We start from the raw sequence: 16,950 nt of genomic DNA on the forward strand, positions 1-16,950 counted from the left end.
GATCTCATGACCGAGAACGAGAGGGCCGAATCGAGCGGCTGCTTGGCCTCATGATCGAGCCGCCTCGCTCCTTCGTCCCGTACACCTTCTGACCGACGCCGACGGAGCCAACACATTTCAGCGCTGGCCCCGGCGGCGTATCCGCATGGTCGTACTGCTAAGCCACGTCCCCGGCCCCGAGGGTGCCGACGCCGATGGCACCCCGCAGAACGTGGGCGATCTCCTCGGGCTTGAGGTCGATGCCCTCAAGCCCCTCCACGGTCAGCGGGATCTCCTCCAGCGCGTATTCGCCGCGGCCCTCGGCGCTGAATTCGGGGCCGGTGCGGTCGTCGAAAGACCAGGTCGTGATGCGGGCGAGGTAGAAGAGCTGGCGCTCGTCGTCGGACTCCATCGTGTGGAGGAGGCGGACGATGTCGGCCTGCCCCGCGATCTCCTCGCGGATCTCCCGGTGGAGGGCGGCCTCCCTGGACTCGTCGCCGGGTTCGACGCCGCCGCCGGGCAGCACCCAGTACTCAGGGATGCCGGGCCTGGTACGGCGGATGACCAGCATCGTGTCGTCGGCGGTGACGAGGACGGCGCGGACTCGTTCGTTCATTTCGCTCTGCTTCCTCCCCCGGGTTCAGGGCGAACCCGATGGTGGCCGCCCGCTGCGGTTCCGTCGCCAGGCGCGCGTAGCCGATCAGCCGGTGTGCACCGCGTGGCGCGTGGGGTGATGGCCAGACAGTACTCGGTCCGCGGAGTGTCCTTCGCGGAGCCGATGGACCGGTCGACGATCGCCTGGACCTGGTCGGGGGTGGGGCTCGAAGCCGAGGTGCCGGGTGGCCTCGGGGTCGCCGTAGATGGCCAGGAGGGCGGCCGTGTCCTCAAGTTCGACTTCACGCAGCGCCAGGCGGGGGCCGACCAGGAGGACCGGGGTCATGGCTGCGGAGCCTACCGGCGGGGTCACCGGACGAGGACGGACCACTCCAGGAACAGGAACATGAGCCCGCATCTATGCATACTCCAGCATGCTTGCCGCATGTCCTCGACTACCCGCATCACCGTCACACTCCCCAGCGATCAGGTGGCCGAGCTCCGCAAGCTCACGGACAACATCTCGGGCTACATCGCGGAAGCCGTAGCCCGCCAGGGCCGGCACCGGCTTCTGGGCGACGACCTTCGCCACCACGTGGAAGAACACGGACGCTTCAGCGACGAAGAGCTCACCGAAGCCCACGCGAAGATCTTCGGTACTGCCGACTCCACCAAGAACGCCGATGCCGCGTGAGCGAGCGCATCGAAACCGTCGTCCTGGACTCGGAGGGACTCTCCGCCTGGATCGCGCAGGACCGCAAATTCCTCGCTATCTGCAGGTTTTCCACGGCATGGGAGCCGACCTCGTGATCGGGGCGAGCACCATCGTGGAAGTCAGCCACTCCCGTACCAGCATTCCCCGCCTGAACCGGGTCCTGTCCCGTATCAAGGTGGAACCGGTCACCGAGCAAGCAGCCAGGGCGGCAGCAGAACTCCTCAAAAGCGCCGGGCTGCACGGGCACAAGTACGCCCTCGACGCCACGGTCGCCGAGGTCGCCCTGCGCCAGCCAAGACCCGTCGCTCTGCTGACGTCCGACAGCGACGACATGGCCAAGCTCTGCGGCCGCCAGGTCCGCATCATCCCTCTCTGACCTGCCGGCCCCCGGAGCATGCACGTCGGCGGATCGTGTTGCACTGCCGCCACCCGTGCCCCATCCGTGCCCAGCGGAGCGGACAACAGCGGTTACGTACGGCGTCCGCAGTCCACTCCAACCTCCAACCTCTCACGCCTCGGGCAAACATACAGTTCAGAGCCGCTATAGCCGTTCAAGCACGTTGATTCCCAAGCTCAGAGCGCGAGTCCGGCTCTCGTCACCCGCTCATCTACGAAAGCCCCAGGCCAGAGACCTGAGGCTTTGTCGTTGGGTCATCTTGTTCCGGAGTTCCGCACCGCTTGCGCACCACCGCGAGGGCGACCAGGTGCTCGGGCATCCTGGGCGGTTTCGAGCCTGACCCGTGCGGCGCCGCCCTGCGGCGCCGGTGGTCAGCTCTGTGTGGTGTCGTCGCCCGTCTGTCCGGCACCTTCAGCCGCGCCTGTCTTCTCGCGCATCTTGCGCACCAGCTCCGCCTTCCGGTCGGCGGCATCCTGGCGGTCGAGGTTGCGGTGCGGACCGTTGTTCTGGCGTTCGGCCCGGGACAGCTTCTTGCGCTTGCCGCCGCCCTGGCCCACGGGGTTGTTGATGTTCTTGCTATCGGTCACGGGTTCTCCCAATGATGGAGGTGAAATGATCTACGCATTCATCCGCGGAGAACGCGCGACAACGTCGAAGGACGTCAGCAGGGCTCCTCACGCGCTCACTCGTCGCTCGGCGTCTGGAAGAACCTGACAAAGACGTTACCCGGTTCCGTCGACCCCGCACACCAGTGCTCTCGCCGTCCCGGCGTCCGCCGGGAGCCTCGGGCCCCCGGGAGTCGGGCGCATGCGGAACCAGCGTCCTTACGCATACTCCAGCCTGCCTGCCGCATGCCCTCGACGACTCGCATCACGGTGACGCTGCCCAGCGACCAGGTGGCAGAGCTCCGCAAGCTCACGGACAAGGCTCCGGCTAGGTGGCGGAAGCGGGCGCCCGCCAGATGCGGCACCGACTGCTGGGCGATCCTCCTCCTCCGAGGCGGGCCTCTCGTCCATGGCCGGACAACGCACCCTCACCGCCCCGGCTCCTCGGCGGCCGGAGGGCACGAGAGAGGAGGGCCGTGCAACGCACCGGAGGCTGCCTGGGGTTCGAGCCCCCGCGGCGAGGACCTCGTGGGCGGCACAGCCGCGTCCTCGTACCCATCAGGACGCCGCCGGGCACCTGGATATTGCCTTCCCCCACCCCTCTGCGCCCCAGCCGGCCCCGCTACGGCTCCGAAGCAGGACGAACCCGCGCCCCCGGCGGGCGCGTTCACCGAGCGCAGAGCACAACAGCCCCGGGGCGTGAGCACAGCGGGGGCGACCACGTGGGACGCAACGGATACTCGGCGTCCTGCGCGCTCATCGAGTGCCAGGCCTCGCGGCAACACCTCCCGGGTCCCGGGCTCGCCGCTCACGGAGGTCCGCCCTCCGGGTCAGGTCGGCTCCTCGCGCTCGGGCACAGGTTCGGGAAGCGTGGCGACAAGGATCTCGGCGGCCTGGGTGACGTTGTCGGCGCGGACCGCCCGGGCCATGGCGTCACGTGCCGCGTCGGGTGTCGTGTCCGGAGGCACCACCAACAGGGCGAAGTGGTCCTTGTCGCCGCGAGTGATGAGGACGGTGCCGTCTCCGACGGGGAAGGAGTCGAGGTGGACGACCCGGTCGTCGACGACCACACGGGTCGGGACCTTTTCCCAGGCGGCGGTGTCCAGGCCGACCCGCGTGACCGGGCCGAGGTGTCCGGTGAGCACCTGGATCAGGGCGGGCAGCTCGGCCGTGATGTCCCGGGACCGGGGCCACCACGCGCCGTCGAGGACGCCTTCGCGCACGGGCGTCGTCGCCAACCGGAGCAGGGCCGTGCCGGGTTTCACCGCTCGGTGGATCTCGTCCGGAAGGAGCTTCGCGGGGGTGGGGGTGTCTGGTTCGGCCATGGAGGTTCCGCCTGACTGCGCGGGGCCGCCGACACCTCACGGCCGACGAGATACCGCCGTGGTTCTCACGGTACCCGCGTGCCCGCGGTCACGCCCGTGCCCAGCGGCCGGGCCGTGTTCCCGGCGGAAATCAGCCGGCCGGTTGCCGCCCGTCCGGCCACGGGACGGAGTAGGCTGCAGATACCGGGAGTAACTCGAACACCCGCTCCCACGCGGACGTCGTTTCCGGCGATCAATACACTGGGCCGCCCACGGGCGGCCCGGGGACGGGTCCGCGATCATGAGCACCCCGACCGTTCCCCTTCTTTCGGCGCGCCTGTCGCTGACCCCGGACACCACGCTCGCCGGCCTGTTGGACGGCGCCTGGTGGCCGTACACACGTGACCTCGAAGCCGAGCTTCCAGCCCTGGTCGACTCGCTGGAGGGCCGCTTCGGACGCACCACTCGCGTGATGGTGAACCCCGCGCACTGGCCCGTGGTCCCGCGCAAGTTTCGTATCGCCGGGCACACCGTGCACGTGGGCCGGTTCGCCGAACAGGATGCCGACAAGATGATCCTGCTCTCCTACGCCGTCGGCCGCTGCGACCTGCTGGTGATCCCGCCCGAGACCGAACCCGCCACAGCCGCCCGCCTCATGGACGCCGCCGCCGTCCCCGGCAGCCTCCTCACCGCCGGTGCCCTGATGTCCGACGAAGCCGCGACCGGCCGCCGTATCCGGGACGCCCGGAGCAGGGAGGACGCCTGGGAGACCGACGGCGGGCCCGCCGTACCGCCCCTCCGGCACCCGGTCGTCGGCGCACGGATGATCCCCCTGCCGGGGAAGACGCGGAGGTGACGACATGGAGACCCTGATCATGCTCGCGGCGGGCACCCTCCTGATCGCGCTCGGCATGCGGTTGATCCACCGGCTCAACGCCCAGCACGACGCACGCATCGCGGCCTACCGCTTCAGCGACCCCTACCCGGTCATCGCCCGTCCGCCCGGCCACCGCCACCACGGGCCGGCAGACCGGGCCCCCGGCCGCACAGGCACCTGGCCCTGACCTCAGACCACTCCTCCGACCGAAGGCGGCGGGTGGGGCACCCGACACCCGGGACAACCCACCCGCCGGCCTCTCGCTTCGCACGAAGGGAACACACCGTCTTGCACCCCGCCGAGAACGACGTGGCCCTGCCGCAGGCAGGGCACGCCGACATCCGTATCGTCGCCGCCACCCCCGAAGTCGCTCGCGTGGTCGCCGAAATGATCCGCCGCTGCTTCCCCTCGACGGAACAGCGCAGCTACCCCGTCGCCGGGGGCGGTACCCGGCTCCACCTCACCGCGGCACCCGCTCTCCCCCGGCACACCGCCGGCAGACCGCTCGCTCCCACCGGCGCCCATGGCGACGAGGTCTGAGAAGCGCCGGACCTCCGCCCGAACGGGCCGAACGGGCCGAACGGGCCGAACGGGGCCGAACGAAAGGACTCGATCATGGCGACCCTCCGTGAGCGGCAGGTCTACCGCGAGCGGGTCCTGACCGCCCTCTACGAAGCCACCGAGGGCAACCGGCTCCTCGGAGTCCCCGGGCGGAAACTGCGGAACGACCTGCGCGTCCCGGAGGAGGACCTGGCCGCCGCCTGCACCTACCTGGCCGGCGAGGAGCTGATCACCGTCGACTGGGGACCGGGCAACACACCCTCGATGGTCTCCCTCACCCACCAGGGAATCCGCCGCATGGAGGCGGAAGAGGAACGCGGCTCGGCCGGACTGTCCGAGGGCTGACCCGCCCACCGCTCAGCCCGGCATTCACGGCCTACCTGCGCGGCTCCACTCGCGCACGCGACGAGGCTGCCGATCCGGTACAGAGTCGTACAATTGGACGTGGATCGAGCACGCTCACGTGTGACGATCCGGAAGGGCGGCCCCGGCGGAGTGAATGCGCTGGGGCCGTTGTGACGACCGCCGCCGCTACGCCCACGCCTCCGACGTCAGGTGGCCGCCGGGCGCTGGTGGCCCACCTCGCGCGCGAGATCCAGGCCGAGGACGCGGTCGAGCAAGGCGAACGTCTCGAACCTGGCACCCGCCGGTACGTCGGCGCGTGCCGCCACGGCGACCAGCGCGTCCAGGACGGCGGGGACACCGAGATCATCAGCGAGCACGGCGTGGGCGTGTCGCAGCACATCGGCGGGGACCGGCCTCGACGGCTCCTGCGCCCAGTCGGCCACCATCTGCCGCCACCGCCCCAGCGTCCGCCGGGCCTCTTCGAGCGCGGTACCGGTGACCGTGACCGGCGCGCGGTAGGCGTGGCCGAGCAGCAGCATCCGCACAGCCAGCGGATCGGTCCCCTCCGGGGCCGCAGCATCCAGGGGCCCCGGCGCGAGGAGGCGGGCACGGTCCGGATCACCCCCTTCCCCGGCCACCGGGCCGACCCGGCCCACCTCGACGCGGACCCCGTCGCCCGCGTCCCGGGCCGCGCTCCCGTACGCGTGGACGTGCACGTCGGCGGCGGCGCAGGGCGTTCCGTTCGTATGACGGGCACCGGCGGTGAGGGGCGGATGGACGCCAAGAGCGGACATGGCGCGCTCAAGCTCCCGGGCCCGCTCATGCGACAGGTCCGGCGTGGTGAGGAACGTGCGGGACTCCAGACCGTGCAGCTCCGCCGTACGCGCCAGGACGTCACCGACCAGGAGCACCCGCACGTCCGTCATGCCGATCCCGGCGTCGCCGACCGGCGGGTGGACGCAGACGCTCAGCACATGCCGACTCACGGAGGGGATCTCCACCAGGTGGCCGGTACGGGTGTCGACGATACGCAGCATGGTGCGGAGGCTAGTCGTGGACATCCCCGGTATCGGGGACCAGGCTCTCGACATCGGCAAGGCGGCGCGAGCATGCCCCCAGCCGTGCCCTCAACGGCTGACAGCCGTCGGTACGGACGCCGTCGAGCCCTCGCGCAAGTCGCCTGACAGGCCCACTCCGCATGCAAGAGGAGCAGTCGGCCACCAGCGGGGAACGGGCGGACGCGGGCGTTCCTGAGCGGCTCGCGGACGGGGTAATCCCCGCATGCGCGGGGAGCGGGGAGCGGAGATCGGCATGTCGGTCCTTCCTGGTGCCGGGGGGTCATCCCCGCATGCGCGGGGAGCGGCTGGAGCCGGGTGGCGAACGCGTGGAGGTCGCGGGGTCATCCCCGCATGCGCGGGGAGCGGACGTCCGTGATCACGCAGGGAACGCCGGCCTCGGGGTCATCCCCGCATGCGCGGGGAGCGGCCGCCTCTGCCGTCTCGGCCGCCGCCTCTGCCGGGGTCATCCCCGCATGCGCGGGGAGCGGATCGGCTCCTACTACGACGGTGTCCCGCTCCGGGGGTCATCCCCGCATGCGCGGGGAGCGGATCGACATGCTTAAGCCCGAAGCGTCCGTGGGGGGGTCATCCCCGCATGCGCGGGGAGCGGGGGCAATCAGGTCTCGGATGCCGCCCGCCGCTGGGGTCATCCCCGCATGCGCGGGGAGCGGACTCGATGAGCTGCGGTTTCATCTACCGGTCGAGCCAGTTTCAGCAAGGATGCAAGGTTCGGACATAACGCATGAACATCCCCATATGTCTTGCCGTACTCCGCCCGTGAAGCAGCATGCTCCCGGCGACATCGAACGGGAGAGGTCCTTGTGTCGAGGCACTGGTCGCTCCAGGGGTGATGTTCTTGCAGTTGCGTTGTTTAAGCGGGTCGCGCGGAGCCTGGACCGAGCCCAACCCGGCCCAGGCACATACACGACTTGATGAGGGTCCACGGGCTCCGATCACCGCGTATGAAGCCGCCTGCACCCGCGCCGTTCGGCCTGTGCCGCTTCAGGTTGTGCGGTTGCCGAAGCGGCGGCGTTTGGAAGCCTTGCTCCAGCCGGACGTCGGGGAAGTTCCTCGGACGCCGGCATCCGGGGCGGGGCGGGGCGAGGGGCGGAGCATGAGGGTGAGGCCCTCATGATCCACCGGGTGCCAGGCGTGGTCGTGGGTACGGAAGGCATAGCCCTGCTCGGTGTCCGTCGCATGAGCAAGCAGAGCGCGGCCATTGCCCGCGTACTGGCGTACCTCGTCCCATAGGGCGTCGCGGATCCTGGCCGAGGGATTACCCACGAAAACGCCCGGGGAGATCTCCAGAAGCCAGCGGGTGAGGAAGCCGCGCAGGCCGATCGGGCAGTTGGCAAGAACGACGACCGTCACCAGATCACCCCGTCCCGCGCCCGTGCGTCCTGTACGGCCGTGTCATCGGCGTAGTTGCGGCCCGCCGCCATCCGGGCGCCCTTGTCGGACAGGAGCGTGACCCGGTCGTCGTACGGCTCCGGCCGGCTGTCGGTCGTCGTCGGGAAAAGCGCCTGGATATCCCGGACGCACCGGTCGAGCAGCCCTGTGCTGTTGACGCGGTCGCGCAGTGCCCGCCTCGTACGGGGTCCGACGTCCTCCGGGCCTTCGGCGGCCACGTCGAAGGCCACCGGAATACCGATGTCCGTCTTGTAGAGGTCGGCGATGTCGAGGACGAAGGAAAGCTCGTGGCCCGAGTGGACGAAGCCCAGGCCGGGGCTGCAGCCCAAGGCGGTGACAACGGTCTGGGCGATACCGTACATGCACTGCGCGGCGGCCGTGACGGCCTGGTTGATCGCGTCACCCGAGCCGAAGTCGCCCGGGGTGAACCGCCGTCCCCTCCAGGGCACACCGGTCCGTGATGCCTCATGCGCATAGCAGCGTTTGACGCGATCGCCCTCCTGTCCCAGAAGCTGCCTTCGGGTGAGCCCCGCCGGATCCTCATCGGGGAAACGGAGGCGGTACATGGCCCGGGCGACGTCGAGTCGTGTCCGCTGGTTCGCCCAGGCCAGTGCCTGGGCCTCGACCAGGGCCGAGGAGCGGTTGAGCGCACGTCCTCCGGCGTAGAAGCGCACGCCGTTCTCACCGACCCACACCACGACTGCCCCGGTGTCACCGAGCAGAGCCATGGCCTGGTGGGTGACGCGCGTGCCGGGACCGAGGAGCAGCGTTCCGATCGTCGCCGAGGGGATGTGAGTGGTTCCGTCGGCGTCCTCGGCCGTGAGGGCGTTGGAGTCGCGGTGCACCACACAGCGTTCGAGGTAGACGAAGGACAGACGATCACCGACACGGGTGAGCTGACGGGGGCTGGTCGCGGGCCGACTTCCCACAGTGGCCATGGGCTACTCCACCGGAGCCAGTGTCATCAGCCCACAGCCGTACGCCTTGGCCTTGCCGAGACCTGCGGTGAGGGTGCGGCGCAGGGCATCGGGGTCGGTGACCCGAAGCCGGCCGTCGAAGGTCACACGAGTCAGCCGTACGTCATGACCGCGGCCGCTGCTCTCCTCCCGCTTGCCGAAGGAGAGGTCCCGACGACTGTGGACGGTGATCTCGTGCCACGGGGCGTCGAGGCCGTCAGGCCGGCGTTCGGGGCGTTCGATGATCGCGAAGCCGGCGTCCGCCTGCCGTTTGAGCAGCCAGTCCACCTGGTGGCGCGGCGTGACGTGCGCGGTGCGCTTGGTGGGCTCGGCGGCGTGCCGACGGACACTGTGCACGGGGTTGGCGGTGAGCCGGAAGGCCCAGGTGTCGTCCTTGGCGAGTCGGGCCAGGAACGAGACGTAGGGGGAGGTCAGCCAGCTACCCGTGGTCGGCCATCCGGCCTGCTCCACCAGATGGGTGAGGTCGGGGCGGTGCGGGCTGACGATGTACAGCAGCACCTCGCTGTTGGACTGGTGGTCCAGCCGCCACAGCACCCTCGGACCACCGCCCAGGGGCTCGACCTTCTCCGCGAAGGACGCCATCACCGCCGCGTGCAGCCGCTGCGGCGAGGAGAGGAGCCGCCGCGCGCCCATGCGCGCGGTGTTGAAGCGGAATCGCGTCAGGAACATGTTCAGTCTTCCAGCAGGGACATCGGATCATGTGCGGGCGGCGTGAAGGGCTTCCGGTGCGTACCGAGCGGATGGGCGACGACGACCGTGTGCGATCGGACGGTGCGCGTGCCGTAGCGCCGGTGGCGGGGATCGAAGCTGAGCGGCTGGTCGCGTACGACATCACCGGGTCCCTCCGCCCGCTCCGCACCGACGGTCAGGTCGACGAGGGCTTCCAGCTCGACGCGACGTTCGCGGATGCGGCGTCGCTGGACCCAGGCGGACGCCTGCCAGCGCTCGGTCTCCAGCGCCCGCCACAGTCCGGACCGGTGGACTCCAAGAGCGAGCGGACGGGACGGCGGGCAGGAGCGGCGCCCCAGGAACGGCAGGTACACCGGGGCCCTGACTGCCTTGTGGAGCGCGTCGATCAGGTTCCTGTCCCCTTCGACGGCGGCGACGAACACCGCGTCGGCCAGGTAGAAGCGTTCGGAGATCGGCATGGACTTGTGTGTGTCGCCATGCGTCGCCGTCTGGTAGTCCCTCATGCGGGTTCCCGGCTGGTCCAGCCGGACGGCGAAGCGCAGCTGCGCGAGATCGGAGACGTCGGCGCTCCGGTCGCGTCCCTGAGCGGCGGCGAGCAGGCCCAGCACTCCGCTCTTGGTCGGCGCGCGTTCGGTGGTCCGCCGGGCGAAGCGCGATGACGCCCCCCACGACTGGAGCGGACCTGCGAGACACAGCGTCAGGACGTTCGCGTGCTCGCTCATGCCCCCGCGCCCGGTTCTTTCGGCGTTCCCGGTGCCCTTGCCGCCAGTCGCGCGGTCACCGCTTCGCTTACCGCGTCGAGCAGTCCACCGAGGGTGACGTCGGCTCCGAGTGCCGACAGAGGTTCGGTGGCCACGCCCACCCGCATCACCCAGCAGGGATCGTCGGTGACCTCGTACGTCTTCTCGATGTCCGAGACATGAGCCAACAACTGGGCACAGGCGGCGCGTACATGGCCCCCGGTGCCCTCCTGGGTGATGACGGGCTCCTCGAAGGCGGAGACGAAGCTGATGGGCCGGGCGGAGCGGAGGGTGACGACCACGGCTTCGGGCAGGGTGTGGTTCCCGAAGGAGTTGATCTTGCCCGTGGGCATGGAGGCCACGAATCCGTGCAGGAAGGCGCGTACGGCCCGGATCACCGGCGTCTCCTGCGGCTGTTCGTCACTGAGTGCGGGGCCCAGGTTGTCGCGCAGCCGGTCCACGTCAAGGGCCGCGTACCGGTACAGGGTCGCCGAGTTGAAGTCGACCGTGCCGATCATGCCGGCTCCGGTCTCCTCGTCCCTCTCGTTGTGGTCGTCCACCGCCGTGTAGTAGTCGGATTCGGTCTCCGTCCGGTGGACGCCGATGGCGTGCGCGACCTGAGCGGCAGCGTCGACGCCCAGGTCGGAGGAGTCGGCGACCATGCGACCGAAGAGGGCGATATCGACCGAGTGCCGGGTGTCGGCGATCTCTCGAACCCTGTCCCTGGTCTCTTTCGGCTTCAGGTACGCCTTGATGTCGTGGGCGCCCCCGACCGCGATCCCGGCGAGACCGTCGAGCTGGCGGGCGCTGAGGAACATGAGGTACGACGACTCCGGCGGCGGTTCGGGCTCGCCCTTCTTCTTGGCGCTCTCGGCCTTCCGCCGGGGCACCTCGATCTTCGAACCGGTCGCGACGCGCAGGGTCTCCGCCGCCGCCGCCAGGGCGTCGCCACCGGCCAATGACGGCTCGCGCTCCGTGATCCGCTCGGCGAGGAGCTCGGCCACCCTTCGGGTACGCACGCCCAGGTCGGCCGGATCGAGAAGGTCCCGGAAGGCCTTGCGGGTCGCCCGCTTCCACGCCTGGCTGGACACCCGGGCACGGCGTACACCGCCGTACACGGCAGTCTTCGGGGCACCGGTGTCATCCCGGTTGAGGTTGCTCGGCGGCACGGTCTGCAGCACGTGCACGTCGATGATGGTGCGGGTCATGGGGTGTCGTCCTCCGGGAAGCTGGTTTCGGGGTGGTCGTCCTGCGCGCCTGCTCGGGCCGGTGTGGAACCGTTCCCGACGACCTCTCGGGAAACGACCAGGTAGGACCTGCCCCAGGAACGGCGTACGCGCTGTGGGCCGCCGGTCTGCTGCCAGGCGTGGAGCTGGTCGGCGAGCAGTCCGTAGTCGAGCGGGATCTCCTCCCTGCGCAGCAGGAGAACGAGGGCGCGCAGACGCACGGCGAGTTCCACCGGGGTGGCGGCCGCTCCGATGCGCACGAACCGTTTGTGCGTCGGTTCATCGATCTCCGCCGCGTACGTCCGACGCACGGCGGTGCCGAGCTCCGGTCCTGGTCTGCGGTGCATGCGCTTCGTGCGGTGAGACTGCTGATGGAGCGACCAGAGGGTGACGGCGATGTGCGTCGCCGCCTCGGCCCGGTTCATCGCCTCCTCGGTGAACTCGCCTCGTTCGTAACGCTCGTACAGCGGTTCGGTGCCGGTCAGGCCCCACAGGTCGGGGGTCTCCCCGGCCGGCCGGCCCACGCCGCGCCGCAGCCGGGCCAACGCGGCAACGGCGTCCGCGCGGTCGTCGAGGTATCCGCGCTGCAACCGGTTGATGTGCTGGTGGACCGCGGCACCGACCGGGCCGAGGGGTGGCCGGCGGGGGTTGGGCGGATCGGGTGAGTGTGCGGTCATGCCGGGAACTCCTCTGGGATCGAGGGGAGGGGCGGGAGGGAGGAGTCGTCCACAGGTGTGCTCGGCAGCGGCACGGGACCGTCGAAGGCGGTGGTCAGGAGCCGGCCGAGCCTGGAGCGGAAACGCAGTTCGGCCGTGGCGCCGCTCATCCAGCGGCGTCGGCCTCCGGCATCCACCAGGCGCCCTTCCCAGACGACGGATCCGGCCTCGTCCAGCAGCCTTGTGCCCATGGTGAGCACGAGGCCACGCAGCTCCCGCTTCCACCGGTCCCGCTGTTCGTACGGGTCGGGGGACGAGCCCAGATCGCGAAGCCAGCGGCGGTACGGGGTGTCCAGCGTGCCGAAGCCGAGGTCCAGCGCCGCGCTCTTCCTCGGTTCGGGCGGGGCGCCGGACGCCTCGGCGAGATCGGCGGCCAGATCACCGAGGAGCAGAACGGCCTTCTCCGCGTCGCTCAGAGCGTCCAAGGCCGTCTCCCCGTACTGGGGGTCCTCCCGGTGCAACAGCACCACGGACATCAGCACCCCGTCGTCCACCACCTCGTCGATCACCGACTGCTGGGTGCCGTACCGTGCCCCGATCGCCCGGATCCGGATCAGGTGCCGACGGGGCAGGTATCCCTCCGTGGACAGCCGCGCCACCCATTCGACGATGCGCGGCCGCAGGCGGGCGGCGGCGCCGTGCCGCTGCTCGGGTACCTGCTCCCGGCCCGTGATCAAGCCCCGAAGACCGCGCCACGCCATGTGCGCCGGGTCGTGCTCCTGGGGCAGGTAGACCTGGGGCTCACCCCTCTTCTTCTCCTGGGCGGGACTGCGGCGCCAGGCCGTCATGGGCTCATAGCCCTGCTTGTTGTGCGGTTCGAGCCGGTCCCCATAGGCGAGGACCACGCCGTGCACACCCTCGGCGTCGTGGTGCAGCCGGATGCGCCGGGACTGCCAGGTGTACAGGTCCCGCAGTCCGTACGGCCGCCCCGCCAGGTCAGCCGCCTCGGCCGGCCCGCAGTCCGGTGCCCTCCACGCCGGCCGGTCGACGGTCGCGAAGCGCACATGAGCGGTGTCGGCCGCCATGAGGTTCAGCAGCAACGTCTCGTGGAGGGTGTCCCCTTCGGCCAGCACTCCGCCCAGGTTGCCCGCCCAGCCGACTCCCTGTGGATACCCCTTGCCCGCCTTCACACGGGGGTCGCCGACAGCACCGGACTTGATGCCCGAGGGGTCGAAGGCCTGGGCATGCACCAGCCAGCGCGCTGCCTCCGCGAAACCGAGCCGGTCCGCCCCCGGCATCCGCATGCTGAAGAAGGGATCCCCATTGGGCACGTCGGCGACGAGGCGGTTGAGCGAGAAGACTTCGTCCTTCGCCGTGCGCAACCCCGCGACCTGGAAAAACGGACGCTCCGGGTGCAGCAGGTCGAAACTCTCACGGTGACGGAGGAAATAGTCGGCGACGGGGGAGAAAGGAGCTTCCGCCAGCCACAGTTCCTCCCAGGCGTCGATGTCCGTCGGCGCCGGGGCCCGGGCCTCCGGGCCGCCGAGGGCATCGTGCAGGATCGCCAGCAGAAGCCGCAGCAGCGCGAAGTCCTGTGTCGGCAGGTCGCCGACGATCCGACGGATGTCCCGGGCCTGGTCGAACACCTCCAGCAGGGACAACTCGCCCTCTCTGCCGTCCCTGAACCGAACGGGCAGCCAGGGCCGGTTGACCAGGTCGAACGTCGGCCTCTTCACCATTCGCGCCTTCTTCCTCCGCGCCGGTCCGTGACGGGACAGCAGCAGCCCCTCGTCGGGGTCGTATGCGAGGTCCCATCCCGCCAGCGAGGTCCGGCCGTCCTCGTCGAGGGGGAGGATGAGCTCCCCGGCGAGCCAGTGGCTCTCCTTGCTCTGCCAGGCCGGTACGTACAACTGCTCCAGGTCCGCGAGAGCACGCTCCAGTTCCCCCGGAAAGGCGAAGTGGTACGGGAGCCGCAGACCGCTCGCGGCGGCGGCACGGGCGGCGCGGGGGGACGGAACGGTGTCGGTCGGCAGGTCCAGTCCACCTCGTCCGCGGTCCAGCCAGGGCAGCGTGCACAGCGTGCCGTCGGCCCGCCGGGTCACCACCAGCACCTCCAGGCTCTCCCGGCTGTCGCGGACCTGGGCGCGGCCGGCCCGGCTGTCGTCCGCGTCGCCCACTCCGGCGTCGATCCAGCCGATCAGGGGACGCCCGTCCGCCCGTGCCTGCTCCAGCCGGAAGACCTCCGCGTTCCGTTGTTGCACGGCACGCTTGCGCTCGTACTCGGCACGGGCCGCGACGGCCTTTCCCGCCCAGTGGTCCGGCGACGGGTCGTCCTCACCGTAGGCGCGCTGGACGAGCGGGCTGATGTCCTCCGGCAACCGCACCGGACGCCCGCGAGTGCCGGGCGCGCCGAGGTGCGGAGCGAGAACCGCCAGCGAGCGCAGGAGGGAGTGGGCGCCGTAGACCGTGCACGAGCCGCCGACCGGTTCCGGTGCGGGCCGCGCCCGCCAGTCGACGCCGGTCACGAAGCAGCGTGGCCGCCGCAGACCGGGCGGGCGCAGGCGCTGTTCCTCGCCGCGCGGGTGCCGGTGCAGCCGGCCCATGCGTTGCAGCAGCAGGTCGGCCGGGCACAGGTCGGTCACCAGGAGGTCGAAGTCCACGTCGAGCGATTGCTCGGCCACTTGGCTGGCCACCACGATGTGTGCCTGCTCAGGCCGTCTCGGGGAGGTGCCGTCACGTTCCGGCGGCCCGAAGCGGTCGAGCAGCGAGGCGTCCTTGCGGGCTCGGTCGATGTCGACATACCTGGCGTGGGCGACGGTGACGTGGTCGGCTCCGAACCTCTCCCTGAGCGCGGCGGCCGTGTCCGTCACGCGGTCGACCGTGTTGCGGACCACCAGCGCACAACCGCCGTCGGCCAGCTCGCGGGCCAGCAGGTCGGAGAGGGTCGCGTCGTCGTCCGCCAGCGGCTCCAGCACCACATCGGTGCGCCGCCCTGACGCGGGGGGCGTCTCGACCACAGGCGCTGTGCCGGGGCACACGGCCGTCAGCAACGGGTACCCGGTGGCTTCGGCGACTGCCTCCGCGTCCGTGCCGTCGTACGCCTCGACCAGCTCGCGTCTGCGGGAGGCCGGGAGGGTCGCCGAGAGCACGACTACCGGGACGCGGTAGGCGCCGAGCCACGACAGCACGCGGTCCAGGTACGCGTTCATGTAGGCGTCGTAGGCGTGCACCTCGTCGATGACGACGACCTTGCCCGCCATCGCGAGGTGCCGCAGCGCAAGATGGCGGCTCTTGAGGCCGGTCATCAGAAGCTGGTCGATCGTTCCGACGGCGAACGAGGCGAGGAGTCCCTTCTTGCGTCCCCGAAGCCACTGATGCGCCACCAGGTCGGCCGGAGCCGTCCGGTTCTCCCGGCGGATCCCGGGAGGCACGTGCTCGTTGTCGTAGGCGTCGACCGCGGCGATCGTGCGGTGGCCGTCCCGCAGAAGGCCGGCATAGTCGTCCTGGAGCGCTGCCTTGGCGTGGGCCAGGAACACCGAGCGCTCACCGGTCGAGCCGGATCCGGTGGGCGGGAGCCGGTCGAGCCACGCCAGCAGCCGGGGGAACATGGCGTTACCGGTCGCCATCGTGGGCAGGGCGATGTAGCAGCCGCCGGCACCGGAGCGGGCGGCGAAGACCTCCGCGACGGCCAGTGCCGCCTCGGTCTTCCCCTCCCCCATCGGCGCCTCGATAACGAGCATCCCCGGTCTCGGCATGGTGCGGGCCATGGCGACGGCTCGCTCCTGCACCGGCCTGACGCGGGCACCGGGCGGAAGGGCGAATCGCTTGGAGAACAGTTCCTCTGCCGGATCGCCCGGTTCGGCAGGCTCCCAGGGAGGGGGCAGCCTCAGCCCCTTCCACGCGGCCGCCACCCGTTCGCTCTCATTGCGGGGCACGTCTTCCGGCATGTACGGGAAGAGATCCGGGTTGCTGGCGATCCAATCCGCGACGATCACCACGGCCGTCAGAAGCACCTGAACCGGCTGCGGCAGTTTCACCTTCTGCCAGAGAGCCAGCCGCTCTTCGACGCCGAAGACCTGGGCGCAGGCGTCCAGAACCTCGTTCTGCACCCGCCGCCAGACGGCCTCGGCCGGGCCCGGGGTCCGCAGCAGCTCGGGATGGGCATCGACGTGATGGATCTGGGCGTGGTCGGGCGGCACGCCGTGGTGGCCGCCTGCCACGATCGCGAACTGCGCGGATGACCGGCGGGACCAGCCGTGCCTGTCCTCCAGCCACTCCTGCAGCAGAACGTGGCCGGCCAGCCCGTGCGGCGCTGCCCTGCGGTCGTCGCCGAACTGCCTGCGGGTACGCATACCGAGGCCGGCGCCGCGCATGACGTCCGCGAGTTCGTCCACCTGGCAGGCGAAGGCAGGGGTGCATTTCCCGATGTCGTGTGTCCCGGAGAGCCATACGCAGAGCCGCCGCCCGTCTTCCTCCCCATCTGGCAGCGCCTCTGCCACGAGCGTCTTCACGCCGCGCGGCAGCCATCGATCCCAGAGGAGCCCGGCGACGGCGGCACTGTCCGCCAGATGCCTCCACAGCGGCAGCCACTTCCCGAAGTCGGGGTCGTGTTTGGCCCATACGGTCCTTGCAGCGCCGGTCAGCAGATCACCGAGTCCCACCGCCTCAACCTGGTCATCTCGCACGGCGGTCATTCAACAAGGAGGCGGGCACAGCTATGACACCGTTAAACAAAATGATCAATTTTGACCGAAGGTGACAATAATAGTCAGAATATCGATCAAACACCGGTCCGATCAAGAAAAATCGAAAGGAT

Annotated in this window: 16 protein-coding genes, 1 pseudogene and 1 CRISPR repeat array; of the genes and pseudogenes, 6 read left to right on the top strand and 11 right to left on the bottom strand. The window is 70.2% G+C overall.

The genetic code is table 11. The annotated features are described in order from the left end of the window. Positions 1-157: 157 nt before the first annotated feature. Positions 158-595: an NUDIX hydrolase gene (locus PUR26_RS13885; protein WP_329872558.1), complete on the bottom strand. Its 438-nt coding sequence runs from the start codon at positions 593-595 to the stop codon at positions 158-160. 423 nt (positions 596-1,018) lie between these two features. Between PUR26_RS13885 and PUR26_RS13890 the strand changes: the two genes are divergently transcribed. Together PUR26_RS13890 and PUR26_RS13895 are read left to right on the top strand one after the other, a co-directional pair. Next, the gene (locus tag PUR26_RS13890; protein ID WP_329872560.1) at positions 1,019-1,267 is read left to right on the top strand and encodes a type II toxin-antitoxin system CcdA family antitoxin; all 249 of its coding nucleotides are present in this window, start codon (positions 1,019-1,021) and stop codon (positions 1,265-1,267) included. After that, positions 1,264-1,664, top strand: a pseudogene (locus tag PUR26_RS13895) (PIN domain-containing protein). Before PUR26_RS13890 ends, PUR26_RS13895 begins: the two are co-directional and overlap by 4 nt. A 392-nt stretch (positions 1,665-2,056) precedes the next feature. On the opposite strand, the gene PUR26_RS13900 reads toward PUR26_RS13895, so the two are convergent. Both PUR26_RS13900 and PUR26_RS13905 read right to left on the bottom strand, forming a co-directional pair. Then, complete coding sequence (locus PUR26_RS13900) at positions 2,057-2,272, bottom strand: DUF6243 family protein (RefSeq protein WP_329872561.1); 216 nt, start codon at positions 2,270-2,272, stop codon at positions 2,057-2,059. An 848-nt stretch (positions 2,273-3,120) separates the two neighbouring features. Then, positions 3,121-3,615 (bottom strand): DUF5994 family protein, encoded by a 495-nt coding sequence (locus PUR26_RS13905; protein ID WP_329872563.1) that lies wholly within the window; start codon positions 3,613-3,615, stop codon positions 3,121-3,123. A gap of 280 nt (positions 3,616-3,895) precedes the next feature. Here PUR26_RS13905 and PUR26_RS13910 point away from each other — a divergent pair, with 280 nt between their 5' ends. From PUR26_RS13910 to PUR26_RS13925, 4 genes are all read left to right on the top strand, one after another. Further along, the gene (locus tag PUR26_RS13910) at positions 3,896-4,450 is read left to right on the top strand and encodes a DUF5994 family protein (protein ID WP_329872565.1); all 555 of its coding nucleotides are present in this window, start codon (positions 3,896-3,898) and stop codon (positions 4,448-4,450) included. 4 nt (positions 4,451-4,454) lie between these two features. Beyond that, positions 4,455-4,658 carry a hypothetical protein gene (locus PUR26_RS13915; protein ID WP_329872567.1) on the top strand — a complete coding sequence of 68 codons (204 nt, stop codon included), beginning with the start codon at positions 4,455-4,457 and terminating at the stop codon, positions 4,656-4,658. A gap of 101 nt (positions 4,659-4,759) precedes the next feature. Beyond that, on the top strand, positions 4,760-5,011 hold the full coding sequence (locus PUR26_RS13920) for a hypothetical protein (RefSeq protein WP_329872569.1): 252 nt from the start codon (positions 4,760-4,762) through the stop codon (positions 5,009-5,011). 75 nt (positions 5,012-5,086) lie between these two features. Further along, positions 5,087-5,377: a hypothetical protein gene (locus PUR26_RS13925; RefSeq protein WP_329872571.1), complete on the top strand. Its 291-nt coding sequence runs from the start codon at positions 5,087-5,089 to the stop codon at positions 5,375-5,377. A gap of 206 nt (positions 5,378-5,583) precedes the next feature. Here PUR26_RS13925 and PUR26_RS13930 read toward each other — a convergent pair whose 3' ends face one another. From PUR26_RS13930 to casA, 8 genes are all read right to left on the bottom strand, one after another. Continuing rightward, positions 5,584-6,414 (bottom strand): hypothetical protein, encoded by an 831-nt coding sequence (locus tag PUR26_RS13930; RefSeq protein ID WP_329872573.1) that lies wholly within the window; start codon positions 6,412-6,414, stop codon positions 5,584-5,586. Positions 6,415-6,644: 230 nt separating this feature from the next. Then, positions 6,645-7,106: a CRISPR direct-repeat array (repeat unit 29 nt; unit sequence GGGGTCATCCCCGCATGCGCGGGGAGCGG). Positions 7,107-7,437: 331 nt separating this feature from the next. Next, positions 7,438-7,806 (bottom strand): type I-E CRISPR-associated endoribonuclease Cas2e, encoded by a 369-nt coding sequence (cas2e, locus tag PUR26_RS13935; protein ID WP_329872575.1) that lies wholly within the window; start codon positions 7,804-7,806, stop codon positions 7,438-7,440. Beyond that, entirely contained in the window at positions 7,803-8,783 is a 981-nt protein-coding gene (gene cas1e / locus PUR26_RS13940; RefSeq protein WP_329872577.1) for a type I-E CRISPR-associated endonuclease Cas1e, read from the bottom strand. Before cas1e ends, cas2e begins: the two co-directional genes overlap by 4 nt. 3 nt (positions 8,784-8,786) lie before the next feature. After that, positions 8,787-9,491, bottom strand: a complete 705-nt coding sequence (gene cas6e, locus PUR26_RS13945; RefSeq protein WP_329872579.1) for a type I-E CRISPR-associated protein Cas6/Cse3/CasE — start codon at positions 9,489-9,491, stop codon at positions 8,787-8,789. A gap of 2 nt (positions 9,492-9,493) precedes the next feature. Beyond that, on the bottom strand, positions 9,494-10,234 hold the full coding sequence (cas5e, locus tag PUR26_RS13950; RefSeq protein ID WP_329872580.1) for a type I-E CRISPR-associated protein Cas5/CasD: 741 nt from the start codon (positions 10,232-10,234) through the stop codon (positions 9,494-9,496). Then, on the bottom strand, positions 10,231-11,460 hold the full coding sequence (gene cas7e, locus PUR26_RS13955) for a type I-E CRISPR-associated protein Cas7/Cse4/CasC (protein ID WP_329872581.1): 1,230 nt from the start codon (positions 11,458-11,460) through the stop codon (positions 10,231-10,233). The genes cas5e and cas7e overlap by 4 nt, the downstream gene beginning before the upstream one ends. Then, positions 11,457-12,155 carry a type I-E CRISPR-associated protein Cse2/CasB gene (gene casB / locus PUR26_RS13960; RefSeq protein WP_329872582.1) on the bottom strand — a complete coding sequence of 233 codons (699 nt, stop codon included), beginning with the start codon at positions 12,153-12,155 and terminating at the stop codon, positions 11,457-11,459. Before casB ends, cas7e begins: the two co-directional genes overlap by 4 nt. Further along, positions 12,152-16,819 (bottom strand): type I-E CRISPR-associated protein Cse1/CasA, encoded by a 4,668-nt coding sequence (gene casA / locus PUR26_RS13965; RefSeq protein WP_329872584.1) that lies wholly within the window; start codon positions 16,817-16,819, stop codon positions 12,152-12,154. Before casA ends, casB begins: the two co-directional genes overlap by 4 nt. Positions 16,820-16,950: the final 131 nt, after the last annotated feature.

This window comes from Streptomyces sp. SP18CS02, from assembly GCF_036322365.1.
GTDB lineage: Bacteria > Actinomycetota > Actinomycetes > Streptomycetales > Streptomycetaceae > Streptomyces.

Bases quoted from the DNA above. Each gene is read 5' to 3' on its own strand.
- PUR26_RS13885 (WP_329872558.1), bottom strand. From the start codon at position 595: ATGAACGAACGAGTCCGCGCCGTCCTCGTCACCGCCGACGACACGATG.
- PUR26_RS13890 (WP_329872560.1), top strand. From the start codon at position 1,019: ATGTCCTCGACTACCCGCATCACCGTCACACTCCCCAGCGATCAGGTG.
- PUR26_RS13905 (WP_329872563.1), bottom strand. From the start codon at position 3,615: ATGGCCGAACCAGACACCCCCACCCCCGCGAAGCTCCTTCCGGACGAG.
- PUR26_RS13910 (WP_329872565.1), top strand. From the start codon at position 3,896: ATGAGCACCCCGACCGTTCCCCTTCTTTCGGCGCGCCTGTCGCTGACC.
- PUR26_RS13915 (WP_329872567.1), top strand. From the start codon at position 4,455: ATGGAGACCCTGATCATGCTCGCGGCGGGCACCCTCCTGATCGCGCTC.
- PUR26_RS13925 (WP_329872571.1), top strand. From the start codon at position 5,087: ATGGCGACCCTCCGTGAGCGGCAGGTCTACCGCGAGCGGGTCCTGACC.
- PUR26_RS13930 (WP_329872573.1), bottom strand. From the start codon at position 6,414: ATGCTGCGTATCGTCGACACCCGTACCGGCCACCTGGTGGAGATCCCC.
- cas1e (WP_329872577.1), bottom strand. From the start codon at position 8,783: ATGGCCACTGTGGGAAGTCGGCCCGCGACCAGCCCCCGTCAGCTCACC.
- cas6e (WP_329872579.1), bottom strand. From the start codon at position 9,491: ATGTTCCTGACGCGATTCCGCTTCAACACCGCGCGCATGGGCGCGCGG.
- cas5e (WP_329872580.1), bottom strand. From the start codon at position 10,234: ATGAGCGAGCACGCGAACGTCCTGACGCTGTGTCTCGCAGGTCCGCTC.
- cas7e (WP_329872581.1), bottom strand. From the start codon at position 11,460: ATGACCCGCACCATCATCGACGTGCACGTGCTGCAGACCGTGCCGCCG.
- casB (WP_329872582.1), bottom strand. From the start codon at position 12,155: ATGACCGCACACTCACCCGATCCGCCCAACCCCCGCCGGCCACCCCTC.